The sequence below is a fragment of the Dorea ammoniilytica genome (genome assembly GCF_025567415.1).
GTDB classification, from domain to species: domain Bacteria; phylum Bacillota; class Clostridia; order Lachnospirales; family Lachnospiraceae; genus Claveliimonas; species Claveliimonas ammoniilytica.
In genome coordinates, this window is the sequence record NZ_JAOQJV010000001.1 from 269,440 (window position 1) to 285,348 (window position 15,909).

Annotated in this window: 17 protein-coding genes; 16 read left to right on the forward strand and 1 reads right to left on the reverse strand. The window is 43.3% G+C overall.

Annotation, left to right across the window (positions count from 1 at the left end; genetic code table 11):
• Positions 1–2: 2 nt before the first annotated feature.
• The 9 genes from cmk (at position 3) to rnfB (ending at position 7,816) form a co-directional block, all read left to right on the forward strand.
• The gene (gene cmk / locus OCV65_RS01275) at positions 3–680 is read left to right on the forward strand and encodes a (d)CMP kinase (protein ID WP_118383717.1); all 678 of its coding nucleotides are present in this window, start codon (positions 3–5) and stop codon (positions 678–680) included.
• On the forward strand, positions 677–1,531 hold the full coding sequence (ispH, locus tag OCV65_RS01280) for a 4-hydroxy-3-methylbut-2-enyl diphosphate reductase (RefSeq protein WP_118383716.1): 855 nt from the start codon (positions 677–679) through the stop codon (positions 1,529–1,531). Before cmk ends, ispH begins: the two co-directional genes overlap by 4 nt.
• The gene (gene rpsA, locus OCV65_RS01285) at positions 1,512–2,594 is read left to right on the forward strand and encodes a 30S ribosomal protein S1 (protein ID WP_262580663.1); all 1,083 of its coding nucleotides are present in this window, start codon (positions 1,512–1,514) and stop codon (positions 2,592–2,594) included. The genes ispH and rpsA overlap by 20 nt, the downstream gene beginning before the upstream one ends.
• A gap of 213 nt (positions 2,595–2,807) precedes the next feature.
• Complete coding sequence (gene rsxC, locus OCV65_RS01290; RefSeq protein ID WP_118452070.1) at positions 2,808–4,130, forward strand: electron transport complex subunit RsxC; 1,323 nt, start codon at positions 2,808–2,810, stop codon at positions 4,128–4,130.
• A 24-nt stretch (positions 4,131–4,154) separates the two neighbouring features.
• A complete protein-coding gene (locus OCV65_RS01295) occupies positions 4,155–5,108 on the forward strand; it encodes an RnfABCDGE type electron transport complex subunit D (protein ID WP_118383713.1) in 954 nt (317 codons plus the stop codon).
• Positions 5,108–5,692: an RnfABCDGE type electron transport complex subunit G gene (locus tag OCV65_RS01300; RefSeq protein ID WP_262580664.1), complete on the forward strand. Its 585-nt coding sequence runs from the start codon at positions 5,108–5,110 to the stop codon at positions 5,690–5,692. Before OCV65_RS01295 ends, OCV65_RS01300 begins: the two co-directional genes overlap by 1 nt.
• A 16-nt stretch (positions 5,693–5,708) precedes the next feature.
• Positions 5,709–6,425, forward strand: coding sequence for an electron transport complex subunit RsxE (gene rsxE, locus OCV65_RS01305; protein WP_118383711.1), 717 nt, complete (start codon positions 5,709–5,711; stop codon positions 6,423–6,425).
• A 5-nt stretch (positions 6,426–6,430) separates the two neighbouring features.
• Positions 6,431–7,006 carry an electron transport complex protein RnfA gene (locus tag OCV65_RS01310; RefSeq protein ID WP_118383710.1) on the forward strand — a complete coding sequence of 192 codons (576 nt, stop codon included), beginning with the start codon at positions 6,431–6,433 and terminating at the stop codon, positions 7,004–7,006.
• 12 nt (positions 7,007–7,018) lie between these two features.
• Complete coding sequence (gene rnfB, locus OCV65_RS01315; protein WP_262580665.1) at positions 7,019–7,816, forward strand: RnfABCDGE type electron transport complex subunit B; 798 nt, start codon at positions 7,019–7,021, stop codon at positions 7,814–7,816.
• 172 nt (positions 7,817–7,988) lie between these two features.
• Here rnfB and OCV65_RS01320 read toward each other — a convergent pair whose 3' ends face one another.
• Complete coding sequence (locus OCV65_RS01320) at positions 7,989–8,978, reverse strand: FAD:protein FMN transferase (RefSeq protein WP_262580666.1); 990 nt, start codon at positions 8,976–8,978, stop codon at positions 7,989–7,991.
• A gap of 173 nt (positions 8,979–9,151) precedes the next feature.
• Between OCV65_RS01320 and OCV65_RS01325 the strand changes: the two genes are divergently transcribed.
• The 7 genes from OCV65_RS01325 (at position 9,152) to OCV65_RS01355 (ending at position 15,898) form a co-directional block, all read left to right on the forward strand.
• Positions 9,152–9,517, forward strand: a complete 366-nt coding sequence (locus tag OCV65_RS01325) for a NusG domain II-containing protein (protein WP_243061074.1) — start codon at positions 9,152–9,154, stop codon at positions 9,515–9,517.
• 9 nt (positions 9,518–9,526) lie between these two features.
• Positions 9,527–10,021, forward strand: coding sequence for a Gx transporter family protein (locus tag OCV65_RS01330; RefSeq protein ID WP_262580667.1), 495 nt, complete (start codon positions 9,527–9,529; stop codon positions 10,019–10,021).
• 32 nt (positions 10,022–10,053) lie between these two features.
• Entirely contained in the window at positions 10,054–10,662 is a 609-nt protein-coding gene (gene ruvA / locus OCV65_RS01335) for a Holliday junction branch migration protein RuvA (protein ID WP_262580669.1), read from the forward strand.
• Between the two features lie 15 nt (positions 10,663–10,677).
• Complete coding sequence (gene ruvB / locus OCV65_RS01340; RefSeq protein WP_118383705.1) at positions 10,678–11,676, forward strand: Holliday junction branch migration DNA helicase RuvB; 999 nt, start codon at positions 10,678–10,680, stop codon at positions 11,674–11,676.
• A gap of 86 nt (positions 11,677–11,762) precedes the next feature.
• Positions 11,763–12,176 (forward strand): cell division protein ZapA, encoded by a 414-nt coding sequence (locus OCV65_RS01345; RefSeq protein WP_118383704.1) that lies wholly within the window; start codon positions 11,763–11,765, stop codon positions 12,174–12,176.
• Between the two features lie 85 nt (positions 12,177–12,261).
• The gene (locus OCV65_RS01350; protein ID WP_262580670.1) at positions 12,262–14,406 is read left to right on the forward strand and encodes a U32 family peptidase; all 2,145 of its coding nucleotides are present in this window, start codon (positions 12,262–12,264) and stop codon (positions 14,404–14,406) included.
• 7 nt (positions 14,407–14,413) lie between these two features.
• Complete coding sequence (locus tag OCV65_RS01355) at positions 14,414–15,898, forward strand: FtsW/RodA/SpoVE family cell cycle protein (protein WP_262580671.1); 1,485 nt, start codon at positions 14,414–14,416, stop codon at positions 15,896–15,898.
• Positions 15,899–15,909 lie beyond the last annotated feature (11 nt).

Here is a 15,909-nt window from a genome sequence, read left to right on the forward strand (position 1 = left end):
ATATGGGATTTAATATAGCAATTGATGGACCGGCAGGTGCCGGAAAAAGTACAATAGCCAAGTTGGTGGCGGCCAGACAGAATTGCATCTATGTGGATACGGGCGCAATGTACCGTGGCCTTGCTGTACATTTTCTCGGAAAACAGATTGATCCATCAGATATCAATGCGGTAATTGATGCCTGCCGGGATGCGGATGTAAGTATCCGTTACGAAGACGGTATGCAGCAGGTGTATTTGAATGGAACGAATATTACCGGACAGCTTCGAAGTGAAGAAGTCGGCGATATGGCGTCTAAGACATCTGCGATTCCTGAAGTTCGCACAAAACTTCTGGAACTGCAGCGCACTATGGCAAGAGAACATGATGTAGTGATGGATGGAAGAGATATCGGAACCAATATCCTGCCAGATGCAGATGTGAAGATATATCTGACTGCAAGTGTGGAAACTCGTGCTAAGCGGAGATTTGATGAGCTTCAGGCAAAAGGACAGGAATGTGATCTGACTAAGATTCAGGAAGACATCAGAGCGCGGGATCACAGGGATATGACGCGAGAGACTGCGCCGCTCAAACAGGCAGACGATGCAGTGCTGGTGGACAGTTCTGATATGAACATAGAAGAAGTAACAGATGCGATTCTTGCGATATGTGCAGATAAGCAGAAGGAGACGGTATGAAAGTTCTGTTAGCTAAGACTGCCGGTTTTTGCTTTGGAGTGAAACGTGCGGTTGATACCGTATACCAACAGGTAGAAGAGAATAAAGACTGTAAGATCTATACGTTTGGTCCGATCATTCATAACGATGAAGTGATCAAGGATATGCAGGCGAAAGGTGTGACTGTACTGGAGGGAGAAGAAGATCTTCCAAAGGCAAAGAACGGGATTGTGATCATACGATCCCACGGAGTGCCGAAACGCATCTGTGACCGAATGGATGAACTGGGAATTCAGTACGTCGATGCGACCTGTCCATTTGTGAAAAAGATTCATAAAATTGCAATGGAAAAAGCAGAAGAGGGCGCATTTCTTGTGGTGATAGGCAATCCGGTACACCCGGAGGTAGAAGGCATTATGGGCTGGGCTGGAGAAGATGCGGCTGTTATTTCTACGGCAGAGGAAGCAGAGCATCTGACGGTGCCAGAGGACAGGAAAATATGTGTTGTTGCACAAACGACATTTAATTACAATAAATTCAAAGAATTGGTTGAAATTATTTCGAAAAGGCGTTATGATATAAGTGTTTTGAATACGATTTGCAGTGCGACGAAAGAGCGGCAGACTGAAACTGCCCGTATTGCAGACAGGGTCGATGCGATGATCGTTATTGGAGATAAACGAAGTTCCAATACCCAGAAGCTATTCGAGATATGCAAGAATGCATGTAACAATACGTACTATATACAGACACTTGACGATTTGAATGTGAATCAATTAAGGTCCGTGGAAACAGTAGGTATTACAGCAGGGGCATCCACGCCCAATAATATAATTGAGGAGGTTCAAAATTATGTCAGAATTAACTTTTGAACAAATGCTAGAAGATTCGTTGAAAACAATTCACAACGGAGAGGTGGTTGACGGTACGGTCATTGACGTTAAGCCAGATGAAATTATTTTAAATATAGGTTACAAGGCTGACGGAATCATTACAAAGAGTGAGTACACGAATGAGACCGGTGCAGATCTTACAACTATGGTATCAGTTGGAGATTCAATGACAGTTAAAGTATTAAAGGTAAATGATGGCGAAGGTCAGGTATTATTGACATACAAGAGACTGCTTGCTGAAAGAGGAAATGAAAGACTGAAAGAAGCTTTCGAGAACAAAGAAGTACTGAAAGCACCAGTTGTTCAGATCCTTGGCGGTGGATTAAGTGTTGTTGTTGATGAAGCAAGAGTATTTATCCCGGCAAGTCTGGTATCTGATACTTATGAAAAAGATCTCAGCAAATATCAGGGACAGGAAATTGAGTTCGTAATCAGTGAGTTCAATCCTAGAAGAAACCGTGTAATCGGTGACAGAAGACAGCTTCTGGTTGCTGAGAGAGCAGAAAAGCAGAAAGAACTTTTCGCAAATCTTCATGTTGGAGATACAGTAGAAGGTGTTGTAAAGAATGTTACAGATTTTGGCGCATTCATCGATCTTGGTGGAGTAGATGGTCTGTTACATATTTCAGAGATGTCTTGGGGACGTGTTGAGAATCCTAAGAAAGTATTCCAGGTTGGCGAAAAGCTGAAAGTACTCGTGAAAGATATTCACGATACTAAGATCGCACTCAGCCTGAAATTCCCAGAGACTAATCCATGGGCTAATGCTGCAGAAGATTATGCAGTAGGTAAAGAGATCACAGGTAAGGTTGCAAGAATGACAGATTTTGGTGCATTCGTTGAACTCGCTCCTGGAGTAGATGCTCTGCTTCATGTTTCACAGATTTCTCGTGCACATGTTGAAAAACCATCTGACGTACTTTCAGTTGGACAGGAGATTACTGCTAAGATTGTAGATCTGAACGAAGCTGAGAAGAAGATCAGCCTGAGCATGAAAGCACTTGAGAAACCGGAAGAGGCATCTGAAGGTGAAGAGGCTTAATTACTGATAAGAACAGACTTGATATATATGAAAAAGATAGCAAAGATAGGGACACGAAAGTGCCTCTATCTTTCTGTGTTGTTATGCCTAAAATGTTAAATAATAGGCAAGCTGTATTGAAAAATGTACAACGAAACATCCTACATTTATGGAAAATTAGGAGATTTTTTTGTATATTATATATAATAAACTAAAAGGAAGGAAGGAAAAGGAATGGCACTGTTAACATTTAAGGGTGGTATTCATCCGGATGACGGCAAGAGTCTGGCAAAAGATAAGGCGATTGTTGATGTGAAGCCAAAAGGAGATCTTGTATATCCGCTTTCGCAGCATATCGGTGCTCCGGCAACTCCAATTGTTGCCAAGGGAGATCACGTGCTGAGAGGACAGAAGATTGCGGAAGCTGGCGGATTTGTTTCTGCTCCGATTTATGCTTCAGTATCCGGAACGGTAAAAGCAATTGAACCTCATTTTAATCCTACTGGGGCAAAGGTGAACTGCATCGTAGTTGAGAATGACGGAGAGTACAAGGAAGTTGAATATGCTCCTGTAAAACCGTTGGAGGAAATGACAAAAGAAGAGATACTGAATGCGATCGGTGAGGCCGGTGTTGTAGGTATGGGTGGAGCTGGATTCCCTACTAAGGTGAAGCTTTCTCCAAAAGAGCCGGAGAAGATTGACTATATTATAGCAAACTGTGCGGAGTGTGAGCCATATATCACTGCCGATTACAGACGTATGATGGAGACGCCGGAACGTCTTGTTGGTGGTATGAAGGTTGTCCTTTCACTGTTTGAACATGCAAAAGGTATTTTTGGCGTGGAAGATAATAAGCCAGATTGTATCGAGAAGCTGAAAGAACTTACAAAAGATGAGCCTCGTATGGAAGTTATGGCATTAAAGACCAAATACCCTCAGGGTGGTGAGCGTCAGCTGATCTATGCTACAACCGGGCGAGCAATCAACTCTACTATGCTTCCGGCAGATGCGGGATGTGTTGTAGATAACGTTGAGACTATGATCAATATTTACCAGGCAGTTGTAGAAGGAAAGCCTTCTATTGAACGTATTGTTACTGTCAGTGGTGATGCGATCAATGAGCCTGGTAACTTCCGCGCACCATTTGGTATGAATCAGATGGAACTTGTAGAGCAGGCTGGTGGATTTAAGGAAGAACCAGAAAAGGTGATTTCCGGTGGTCCGATGATGGGATTTGCCATGTTTACTGTAGATGTACCTGTTACGAAAACATCTTCTTCAGTTCTGGCATTTGTAAAAGATCCGGTTAAGAGACTGGAAGAGACCGCATGTATCAACTGTGGACGTTGTGTGGATGCCTGTCCAAGCCGTATTATTCCGTCTCGTCTGGCTGATTATGCACAGCATCATGATGCGGAGACATTTGAAAAAATGAACGGTATGGAATGCGTAGAGTGTGGATCATGTAGTTACGTCTGTCCAGCTAAGAGACCGTTGAAACAGTCAATCGGTTCCATGAGAAAGATTGTTCTGGCTAATCGCAGAAAGAAAAAATAACAAGAGAGGAAGAGGTGAACAAAAGTGGAGAATCAGTTAAATATTTCATCTTCACCACATATACGTTCCAAAGTTACTTCCAGCAATATTATGCTCATGGTAACAATTGCTCTGTTGCCGGCATCTGCATTTGGAGTATATAATTTTGGAATGGATGCACTGCTGATGCTGATCGTTACGACTGCAACAGCTGTGCTCACAGAGTTTATTTATGAAAAGCTTATGCACAAGAAGATCACAATCGGTGATTTCAGTGCTGTTGTAACAGGACTTCTGCTTGGACTTAATATGCCACCTACAGCACCGTTGTGGATGGGAGCACTTGGTAGTGTATTTGCTATCCTGATCGTCAAGCAGCTGTTCGGAGGTTTGGGACAGAACTTCATGAACCCGGCACTTGGAGCAAGATGTTTTCTGCTGATTTCTTTTGCAGGACAGATGACCAAGTTCGTTTATGATGGAGAGACAGGACCGACACCACTGGCATATCTGAAGGAAGGAGCACTGTCAAGTGTGAATTCTATGGACATGCTGATCGGACGTATCCCAGGTACGATTGGTGAGACATCTGTGATCGCAATCATTATTGGCGCGATTTTCCTGATTATGTTGGGAATTATTGATCTTCGTATTCCTGGTACATATATTGTAACATTTGTACTGTTTATTGGTATCTTCGGACAGTTCTCTGATGCAAATGTAGGATTTTTTGATCCTCAGTTCATCACTGCAGAGTTGTGTGGAGGTGGTCTGATGTTAGGTGCATGGTTCATGGCAACTGACTACGTTACATCACCGATCACCAAATCCGGTCAGATCGTATACGGTATTGTACTTGGACTTCTGACTGGTCTGTTCCGTCTGTTCGGTGGATCATCAGAAGGTGTATCCTATGCGATCATCATCAGTAACCTTTTAGTTCCACTTATTGAGAAGGTTACTCTTCCGAAACCATTTGGCAAAGGAGGAGAAAAATAATGAACAAGATTATTAAAAATACAGCGATCCTTACAGCAATCACTCTGATTGCAGGACTTTTGCTGGGACTGGTATATGAAGTAACTAAGACTCCGATTGCTCAGACTCAGGAAGCAGCTAAGAGAGAAGCCTGGTTACAGGTATTCCCTGAAGCAAGTGAGGATGATTTTGAAGCAGTAGATGTAGACCAGAAGGTTGCTGATCAGGTAATCAAAGATCTCGGCATCAAGGGAAGCATCGATGAGGTATGTTCCGTAAAAGGCGGAGAGGCCGGATATGTTATCACAGCTACCGATGGCGAAGGTTATGGCGGTGATATCCAGATCACAGTAGGTATTACAGCAGATGGAACAATCAGTGGAGTTGCATTCCTGAGTATCAGCGAGACAGCAGGACTTGGTATGAAAGCAACTGACAGTTCTTTCTATTCACAGTATGTGGGTAAGCAGACAGATAAATTCTATGTATCAAAGGATGGCGGCGAAGGTGAGCCGATCGATGCCATCAGTGGTGCAAGCTTTACATCACGAGCTGTAACAGGTGCCGTGAATGCAGCACTTGCATATTTTCACAGTGCATTTTAGTCGGGAGGTAGTGTAGATGAATTCATGTGGAGAAAGACTGAAAAATGGTCTTATTGATGAAAATCCGATTTTCGTCCTGATGCTTGGTATGTGTCCGACACTTGCGGTAACTACTTCGGCTATGAACGGTATCGGTATGGGACTTTCAACAACGGCGGTACTTGTAATGTCCAACATGTTGATTTCCATGTTACGTAAGATTATACCGGATTCTGTCAGAATGCCGGCATTTATCGTGGTTGTTGCGTCATTCGTAACAATCGTTGACTTCCTTATGGAAGGATATACACCGTCACTTTATGATTCACTTGGGATTTATATTCCACTGATCGTTGTTAACTGTATTATTCTTGGCCGCGCAGAGAGCTATGCTTCTAAGAACCCGGTTCTTCCGTCTATTTTTGACGGACTTGGTATGGGACTTGGATTTACCGTGGGTCTTCTTGCAATCGGTGCTGTACGTGAGATCATTGGAGCAGGACAGATCTTTGGCAAACAGATTCTTCCGCTCGCTGATTCTACAATGGGTAAGGCAGGATATACACCAATTACAATCTTTATTCTGGCACCTGGAGCATTCCTGGTACTTGCAGGTCTTGCAGCAATCCAGAATAAGGTAAAGATTAACATGGAGAAGAAAGGCAAGGATGCATCTAAGATTCAGTCAGGATGTGGTTCTGATTGTGCAACCTGTGCCGGATGTGCTTCTACAGCAGATAAAGGAAAGGAATAGGAAAGATGGGAAATTTGATTTTAATCGCAGTCGGTTCTGCGCTTGTAAGTAACGTCGTACTTAGTCAGTTCCTCGGTATCTGTTCTTTCCTGGGTGTTTCCAAGAAGACAGAGACAGCTGCCGGAATGGGCGGAGCCGTTATTTTCGTAATCACTCTGGCATCATTAGTTGCCGGAATATTACATCAGTTTATTCTCAAACCACTGGGATTTGAGTACTTGAACACAATCGTATTTATCCTTGTAATCGCAGCACTTGTACAGATTGTAGAAATGTTCTTGAAAAAGTTTGTGCCTTCATTGTACAATGCTCTTGGAGTATACCTTCCACTGATCACAACAAACTGTGCAGTGCTTGGTGTAGCTCTGAATAATGTACAGGATGATTACAATATTCTCGAAGGCGTAGTGAATGGTTTTGCAACAGGTGTTGGTTATCTGATCGCCATTGTACTGCTTGCCGGTATCAGAGAAAAGATGGAATATAATGACATTCCGGAATCCTTCAAAGGTATGCCGATTGTACTGCTGACATCAGCACTCATGTCAATCGCATTCTTCGGATTCTCAGGACTTATTTAGGAGGAAGACAATATGAGTATGATAGGAATTGTTTTGGCTACAGTCATTGTAGGCGGTACCGGATTATTCATTGGTATTTTCCTCGGACTGGCAGACAAAAAGTTTGCAGTTGAAGTAGATGAAAAGGAAGAAGCTATTCTGGGTGTTCTTCCAGGTAATAACTGTGGTGGTTGTGGTTATCCGGGATGTTCCGGACTTGCAGCCGCAATTGCAGCCGGTGAAGCTCCGGTCAATGCCTGTCCGGTCGGTGGTGCACCAGTAGGTGCTAAGGTAGCCGAGATTATGGGACAGGAAGCAACAGAGCAGGTGCATGAAGTTGCATATGTAAAATGTGCAGGTACCTGTGATAAAGCTAAGACTGATTATGAATATCAGGGAGTTTCTGACTGTATTATGATCAATATGATGCAGAATGGTGGACCAAAGACATGTAACTATGGATGTATCGGTGAGGGTACCTGTGTGAAAGCCTGTCCGTTTGATGCAATCCATATTGTGGACGGAGTTGCAGTAGTAGATAAGGAAAAATGTAAGGCATGTGGTAAATGTATCGCAGTATGTCCAAGACATTTGATCGAACTGATTCCATATGAACAGAAACATATGGTACAGTGCAGCTCACAGGATAAAGGTAAGGATGTAATGGCAGCTTGTGCCGTTGGTTGTATAGGATGCAGAATGTGTGCGAAAGTATGCCCTGCAGAAGCAATAACCGTAGAAAACAATATTGCACATATTGACTCCACTAAATGTGTAAATTGCGGCGCCTGCGCTGAGAAGTGTCCGAAGAAGATTATCCGGATTCAATAGTTACCAATCTTCTCAACCAACTGTTAATTAAGGAGATCTTGGTCGAGATATAGATCGGACATTACATCATACAAGATATGTTGACTCAATGCATAACATTGGGATCCGCGGAAGCGGAAGGTGAAAACGACAGGGGTGATTACGAAAGTAATCACCCCTGTCGTTTTGTATATTATTTTGGAAAATTATCTGAGTAAGTCAGATTATTATCTGTATCGATGAATACGGCTTCTACGCCATCCAGACTGTTGATTAAATCCATTCCCTTATCCGGACCAAGAAGAAAAGTTGTGGTACTCAGTGCATCTGCTGTGAGAGAAGAATCAGTGAGAATCGTAACACTGTTCAGCCCATTGTTGCACGGCATACCATTGGAAGGCTGTAATATGTGATGGTAGAAATCACCGTCTTTTTCAAAGTATCTCTGGTATGTACCAGAAGTAACAGCGGCCTGATCATTCAATTCTATGGATGCGATTGGCTCACCACGGTCGTCAAAAGGTTTCTGAATGCCGATCAGAAAACTGCTTCCATCTGGCTTGTCTCCGATAGCAAGGACATTACCGCCAAGATCAATCAGTGCGTGTTCTACGCCTTCGCTTTTCAGATATTCTTTTAATTTATCAGCAATAAATCCTTTGGCAATGGCTCCGAGATCTATTTTAGATTTGGGATCGGAGAGGCGTACCAGATTACCGTCAATTTCTACATTGTGATAATCGACGTGTGTCACGGCCTCTGCAAGAACTGAGGCATCCGGTACCTGTGGATCATCGGATTTGAAATCCCACAGCTCAGTGACAGTCCCAATGGTAATGTCGAAAGCTCCATCAGATAATTCGCTGTAATGCAATCCTTCCCGGATTAATTTGAGAGTATCATCAGAGACTTCGGTATAAGCGCCTTCTGCATGGTTAATCTGCCAGATCTCACTGCCTTCTCTGGTACGTGACAGCCTGGCTTCATAATCGTCGCAGATCTTCTGACATTTAGTTAGAAGATTATTATCCTGTGAATCGTAAATCTTAATACTAATTACAGTGTCAAGTGCCGTCCCGGTATAGGAAATGGGATCTGTGTTGGCAGAACTCCCGGAACATCCGGTAAGACCAAGCAGCAGAGACGCTGTGCCAAGTATAGCTAGTTGTCTATGCCATTTCATAAGTGTACTCCTTTATCAATAACTGCAATGGCAGTTAGTATTTTAAACAGATTCAGTATAGCACAGGGAAACAAAGGGTTTCAACCTTTATCGAACGTGTGGTTGCGATGGAGGAGTGGTTGTGATAGAATAGGTAAGAATTATAAAAGACTGGAAAGTGCAGAAGTGTGAAGATGGGATTAAAGAAAAAAGATCTGGTGTTAATGGGGATAATTCTCTGTATTGCTGCAGTGTGCAGCCTGGTACATCATTTTACCGGAGAAGCGGGGAAAGGCATAGTGGCAATCAAAGTGGATGGAGTGACAGAAGGGACATATGTACTGACGGAAGATCGCAGGATAGAGATTAATCATGGAACCAATATACTTGAGATTAAGAATGGAGAGGCTTCTATGATTGAAGCTGACTGTCCGGATCAGATATGTGTGCATGAGAAAGCAATATCTGCCGATGGCGAGTCAATTATCTGCCTTCCTAATAAAATCGTAGTTGAGGTGGAGTCTGATAAAGAGAGTGAACTGGATGCAGTAATGAAGTAGGAGGCAGTTGTGAAGAACCGAGTAGCATATTTTGGTGTGTTTGTTGCGCTGGCATTGATATTCAGCTATGTTGAAACAATGATTCCGTTTCAGATTGGTATTCCCGGTGTTAAGCTGGGACTGGCAAACCTGATCGTAGTTATAGCATTGTACAAAACGGATGTAAAGGAGGCGCTGCTGTTATCAGTAACAAGAGTGGTTTTATCCGGATTTATATTTGGTAATCTGGCAAGTATTCTATATAGTCTTGCCGGAGGGCTGTTGAGTCTTGCGGTAATGGCATTGCTGAAAAAGTATGCGGATCTGAGCATTATCGGAGTCAGTGTGGCCGGTGGTGTATTTCATAATATAGGACAGCTTGTAGTGGCAGCTATTGTGGTTGAGACTTATAGCGTAACCGGATATTTGCCGGTACTCCTGGTGGCAGGACTGATTACAGGATTTTTGATCGGTACGGTGGCAACGGAAATGATACGACGGCTGAGAAACATAGATCTACGTTAAAATCAATCTGGAATAGAAGGGGGACAGACGGAATGATTGCATATATAAAAGGCGAACTTGTAATACTGGAAGAAGACAGGGTGGTCGTTGATATCGGTGGTGTGGGATATGGCATCTATATGCCGGGAAGAGCGATGTCTGCGCTTCCGCCGATAGGTTCGGAAGTGCTTATTCATACATATCTGAATGTAAAGGAAGATGCGATGCAGCTTTACGGATTTCTTACGAGAGACGACCTTGCAGTGTTTCGCAAAGTGATCACAGTCAGTGGAATCGGGCCAAGAGGAGGACTCAGCATTTTGTCTCAGCTTTCGGCGGATGATCTGAGATTTGCTGTTATGTCAGGTGATGCCAAGGCAATTTCGGCTGCACAGGGAATCGGGAAAAAGACGGCCGAGAAGCTGATTCTGGAATTAAAAGACAAACTCAGTATGCCGGATCTGGATCATTATGCGGCTTTAGAAGATACATCTGCTGTATCGGCTGCGACAGGTGGAATCCAGCAGGATGCGGTATCGGCACTGGTGGCACTTGGCTATGGCAATACAGAAGCTTTGAAGGCAGTACGTCGGGTAGAACTTACAGAAGGCATGAATGTAGAAGATGTGCTGAAACAGGCTTTGAAATATATGATGTTTTAGCAGCAGAGGGGTATCATGGGAAGAAGAATTATCACAACAGAGAATCTGGAAGAAGATCAGAAAATAGAAAACCATCTCAGACCGCAGACACTGGATGACTATGTGGGTCAGGAAAAAGCGAAAGAGATGTTGAAAATATATATATCTGCGGCAAAGGACCGAGGAGAGCCGTTAGACCATGTATTGTTTTATGGGCCGCCGGGACTCGGTAAGACAACACTTGCCGGGATTATTGCCAATGAGATGGGCGTGAATTTAAAGGTTACATCCGGTCCGGCAATTGAAAAGCCGGGAGATATGGCGGCAATATTGAACAGTCTGCAGGAGGGAGATGTACTTTTTGTGGATGAGATCCATCGCTTGAACCGTCAGGTGGAAGAGGTACTTTACCCAGCTATGGAGGATTTTGCCATTGACATTATGATTGGTAAGGGTGCAAGTGCCAGATCGATACGTCTGGATCTTCCTAAGTTTACACTGGTCGGAGCAACCACCAGAGCGGGTATGCTTACAGCTCCGCTTCGTGACCGCTTTGGCGTGATCAATCGCCTGGAGTTTTATACGGTAGAAGAGCTGCAGACGATCATACAGAGATCAGCAACAGTTCTGGGTGTGGAGATTGATGAACGTGGTTCTGCGGAACTTGCAAGAAGATCCAGAGGTACGCCGCGTCTTGCCAATCGTTTGCTGAAACGGGTACGTGACTTTGCACAGGTGAAGTTCGATGGCGTGATTACAGGAGACGTAGCAGATTTTGCACTGGATCTTTTAGATGTAGATAAATATGGTCTGGATCATGTCGACAGAAATCTTCTGTCTACAATGATCACAAGATTTGCCGGGGGACCAGTTGGTCTGGAGACACTTGCAGCATCTATAGGTGAAGATGCCGGAACGATAGAGGATGTCTATGAACCGTATCTTTTGAAGAATGGATTCCTGCTCAGAACACCGAGAGGAAGGGTCGCAACAGAGCTGGCATATGGACATTTGGGAATTTCCCTTTCAAAATAGTGAAAAACTGTTGGTTTTTATGGAACTATCGTTTATAATATATCTATATTGTTTATGTATGAATTTAGGAAATGTTGGAGGTTGCAATGGCATCATCAAAGAATTTTACAGAAGTATTAATTGGTGGAAAGGTATTTACTCTGAGTGGATTTGAGAGTGAAGAATATCTGCAGAGAGTGTCTACATATCTGAATCATAAATTAGAAGAGTGCTCCAGCAGTGATGGCTACAGAAAGCAGAGTGCAGAGACGAGAAGTATCCTTCTTGCGCTGAATATTGCAGATGACTATTTCAAGGCTAAGAAGCAGGGCGGTACATTAGAAAGTGATATCGAAGCAAAAGATAAAGAGATGTATGATCTCAAGCATGAGTTGATTTCAGTACAGATTAAGCTGGAGAACGCGGACAAAGCACTGGACAAGCTGAAAGAAGAGAATAAAGCATTGCAGATGAAGATTGTACAGTTAGAAACTGAGATGAAGAATAAAAAGAGTAAATAGGCTGTCATACGACAGCCTATCTGCTTTATATGATCGTTTATATAAACAGAATTCGGAATAAATGGATATTTTCAAAGGAGTTTAGATGGAACGAATGCCAGAAATTCTTGCACCGGCAGGTGATTTTGCTACACTGAAAGCAGCTGTATCAGCCGGAGCAGATGCAATATATCTTGGCGGGGAGCAATTTGGAGCTCGCGCCTTTGCAAAAAATTTTACAGAAGAAGAACTGTGCTCAGCAATTGATTATGCACATCTGCATGGCAGAAAGATATATTTGACAGTTAATACGCTGGTCAAGGAACGTGAATTTGATCAGTTATATGGATATCTTCTCCCATACTATAAGCAGGGGCTGGATGCAGTAATTGTACAGGATATGGGTGTGATGGAATATATTCGTTGCCAGTTTCCTGAGATGGATATCCATGCCAGTACGCAGATGACGGTTACGAATGCAATTTCAGCAGAATGGCTGGAGAAGCAGGGCGTGGTACGAGTGGTTCCGGCAAGAGAGCTTTCGCTTCCGGAGATTAAGGAAATACGTGACAGGACCAATCTTGAGATTGAGTGTTTTGTACATGGAGCTCTTTGTTATTGCTATTCCGGACAGTGTCTGCTCAGCAGTCTGATTGGGGGACGAAGCGGTAATCGCGGACAGTGTGCGCAGCCATGCAGACTGCCTTATCGGGTGAATGGAAAGAAGCCGTCAGATATTATGAGTCTGAAAGATTTGTGTACGATTGAGTATATTCCTGATCTGATTGAACATGGAATTGATTCCTTTAAGATTGAAGGACGGATGAAGCAGCCTGCTTATGTAGCAACAGTGACTGATGCATATCACAGATACCGGGATTACTATCTGGAAAAAGGAAGAGAAAATTATCGCGTTAAGAAAGATGATTTAAACCGGCTTATGCAGGCTTATCAGAGAAGAGGATATTGTAACGGTTATTACTATGTTCATAATGGAAAGAATATGATATCTCTGGAGCGCCCAAAAGCGGAAATGCAGTCAGAGGATACACCCAATATGGTCTGTCAGGAAAAAATTACAGGTGTGTTAAGGGCTGTATGTGGAAAACCGGCAGAATTTTCAGTAAGTTGTGGTGAGACAGAAGTATGTATAAAAGGTGCAGATGTACAGCGTGCTGAAAAAGTTCCGATGAGCAGGGATCGTCTGGAGAAGCAGATGAAGAAGACCGGCAATACGCCATTTGTGTTTGAGCAGCTGGATATTCAGATGGATGAGGATATCTTTCTCCCGGTGCAGGCATTGAATGAACTTCGCCGTCAGGCGTTGGGGATGCTGGAAGCAAAACTTCTGGAATCAGGAAAAAGAGAAGAACCGGAGCGGTTAGCCATTTGCTCAGACACAGAAAATACAGCAGATACGAATAAGGAAAAGGCATCGGAGCTTACTGTGTCGGTTGAGACTATAGAACAGTTTGAAACAGTAGCTGGATTTACAGGAATTGCACGTATTTATGTTGAAGATACCCTGTGGGATGGGCAGAATGCAGACCGAATGAAACAGATCATTCGAATTGCACGAGAGAATGGAACAGATGTATATTTCGCTATGGCACGGATTTACAGAGAAGAGTCAAAGTTATATTATAATAAGCACCTGGAAGAATTGATGGAGACCTTTGATGGCGCACTGGCACGGAATCTGGAGAGCCTGCTTCTTATACGTAAAAAGAGTGCGGATTATCCGGTGGTTACGGATAGCAGTATATATCTGTGGAATCATAGAGCTAAGAATTTCTTGCGGCAGTTTAATCTTAAGGCAGGGACTGCACCTGTAGAACTAAACAGCTGGGAATTAGAGGAACTGGGCATACAGGAGATGGAACTTGTAGTATATGGATATCTCCCGGTTATGGTATCGGCGGGATGTGTGCGTAAGAATACATCCGGTTGTACAGGAAAACCAGGGGAACTTATCCTGACAGATAGACAGAAGAAGAATATGACAGTAAAAAATGTCTGCAGATACTGCTATAATGTAATGTATAATACATCTCCATTATTGCTGGCAGATCAGCAGATGAAGATTATGCGTCTCCATCCGCGTGCACTGCGCCTGGCGTTTACGACAGAAAATGGAGAGGATATGCAGAAGATACTTTGCATGTTCAGAAATATCTATGTAGAGAATACAGAATGTCCGATCCCAAAGATGGATTATACAAGAGGACATTTTAAACGAGGAGTAAAGTAGGTGGAAAATGGTTAATATCATAGTTGAGCTTTCAAAATATCTGATCATCACGATCATTATCATGTATACCTATTTGTGTTTCCGTATCTTCGGATATCAGGATGCCGAGAAAAAGCAGCGTATGCTGAAGCGTCAGAATACATTAATGTTTATGCTTCAGCTTATTGCCTTTATGGTATTGTATCTGGAAATGGATGACATTAAGATACTGGGACTGTATCTTGCACAGATGGCACTTTTTCTGGCAACAATCCTGTTGTATACGCACATTTACCCGAGAGTATCAAGACTTGTGGTAAATAATATGTGTATGCTGCTGTGTATTGGTCTGATCATGCAGACCAGATTGTCTTACAGTAAGGCGATGAAACAGTTTGTGATCGCTGCCTGTGCGATAGCATTGAGTCTGGTGATTCCGATCATTATCCGCAAGTGTAAATTCTTGTCAGAGTGGAGAAAAATCTATGCGATCATAGGTTTGATTTCACTTGGAGTGGTAGTAGTCGTCGGTCAGGTATCCTACGGCGCCATGCTTGGGTTTACGATCGCAGGAATTAATATCCAGCCATCAGAGCTGGTGAAGATTGTATTTGTATTTTATGTGGCGGCGAGTCTGAAAGTATCCAGGGAATTTAAAGATATTGTGGTTACGACAGCCATTGCCGCGTTTCATGTGCTGATACTGGTAGTCTCTAAAGACCTTGGAGCCGCACTTATTATTTTTGTAGTATATCTGGTCATGCTGTACGTGGCGACCAGACAGCCGTTATATATACTGGCTGGGCTTGGAGCCGGAAGTGTGGCATCGGTAGTAGCATATTATTTGTTTGGTCATGTACGTACAAGAGTTATCGCATGGAAGGATCCATTTGCAGTATATGACAGTGGCGGCTATCAGTTGGCACAGTCTTTATTTGCGATAGGAACCGGCGGCTGGCTCGGAATGGGACTTTGTCAGGGACAGCCGGATAAGATTCCGGTAGCGGCTGAAGATTTTATTTTTTCGGCAATTGCGGAAGAACTTGGAATCGTATTCGCCATGTGTCTGATTTTGATCTGCCTGAGCTGTTATATTATGTTTCTTAATATAGCCATGCAGCTTCGCAATCAATTCTATAAGCTGGTTGCATTGGGGCTGGGAACCTGTTATATTTTCCAGGTGTTCCTGACGATTGGCGGAGTGACCAAGTTTATTCCATCTACAGGAGTTACGCTGCCACTGGTTAGCTATGGAGGAAGTTCCCTTTTGAGTACTTTAATTATGTTTGCAATTATTCAGGGGCTCTATATCCTGAGAGAAGACGAGGAAGAGATCATTGAAAGAAAGAAGAAAGAACAGCAAATACGACAGTTACGAGCTGAAAGAAGCAGAAAACAGAGAACGCAGGAAGCGAGAAAGAGAGCAGTTAAGCCGGAAAGAGCGCCGGAGCGCCAAAAAAGAAGACAAGCACCTGGAAAAGAAAAAGCGCGCCCGCAACAAAGAGTTCGCTAGAGTTACGTATG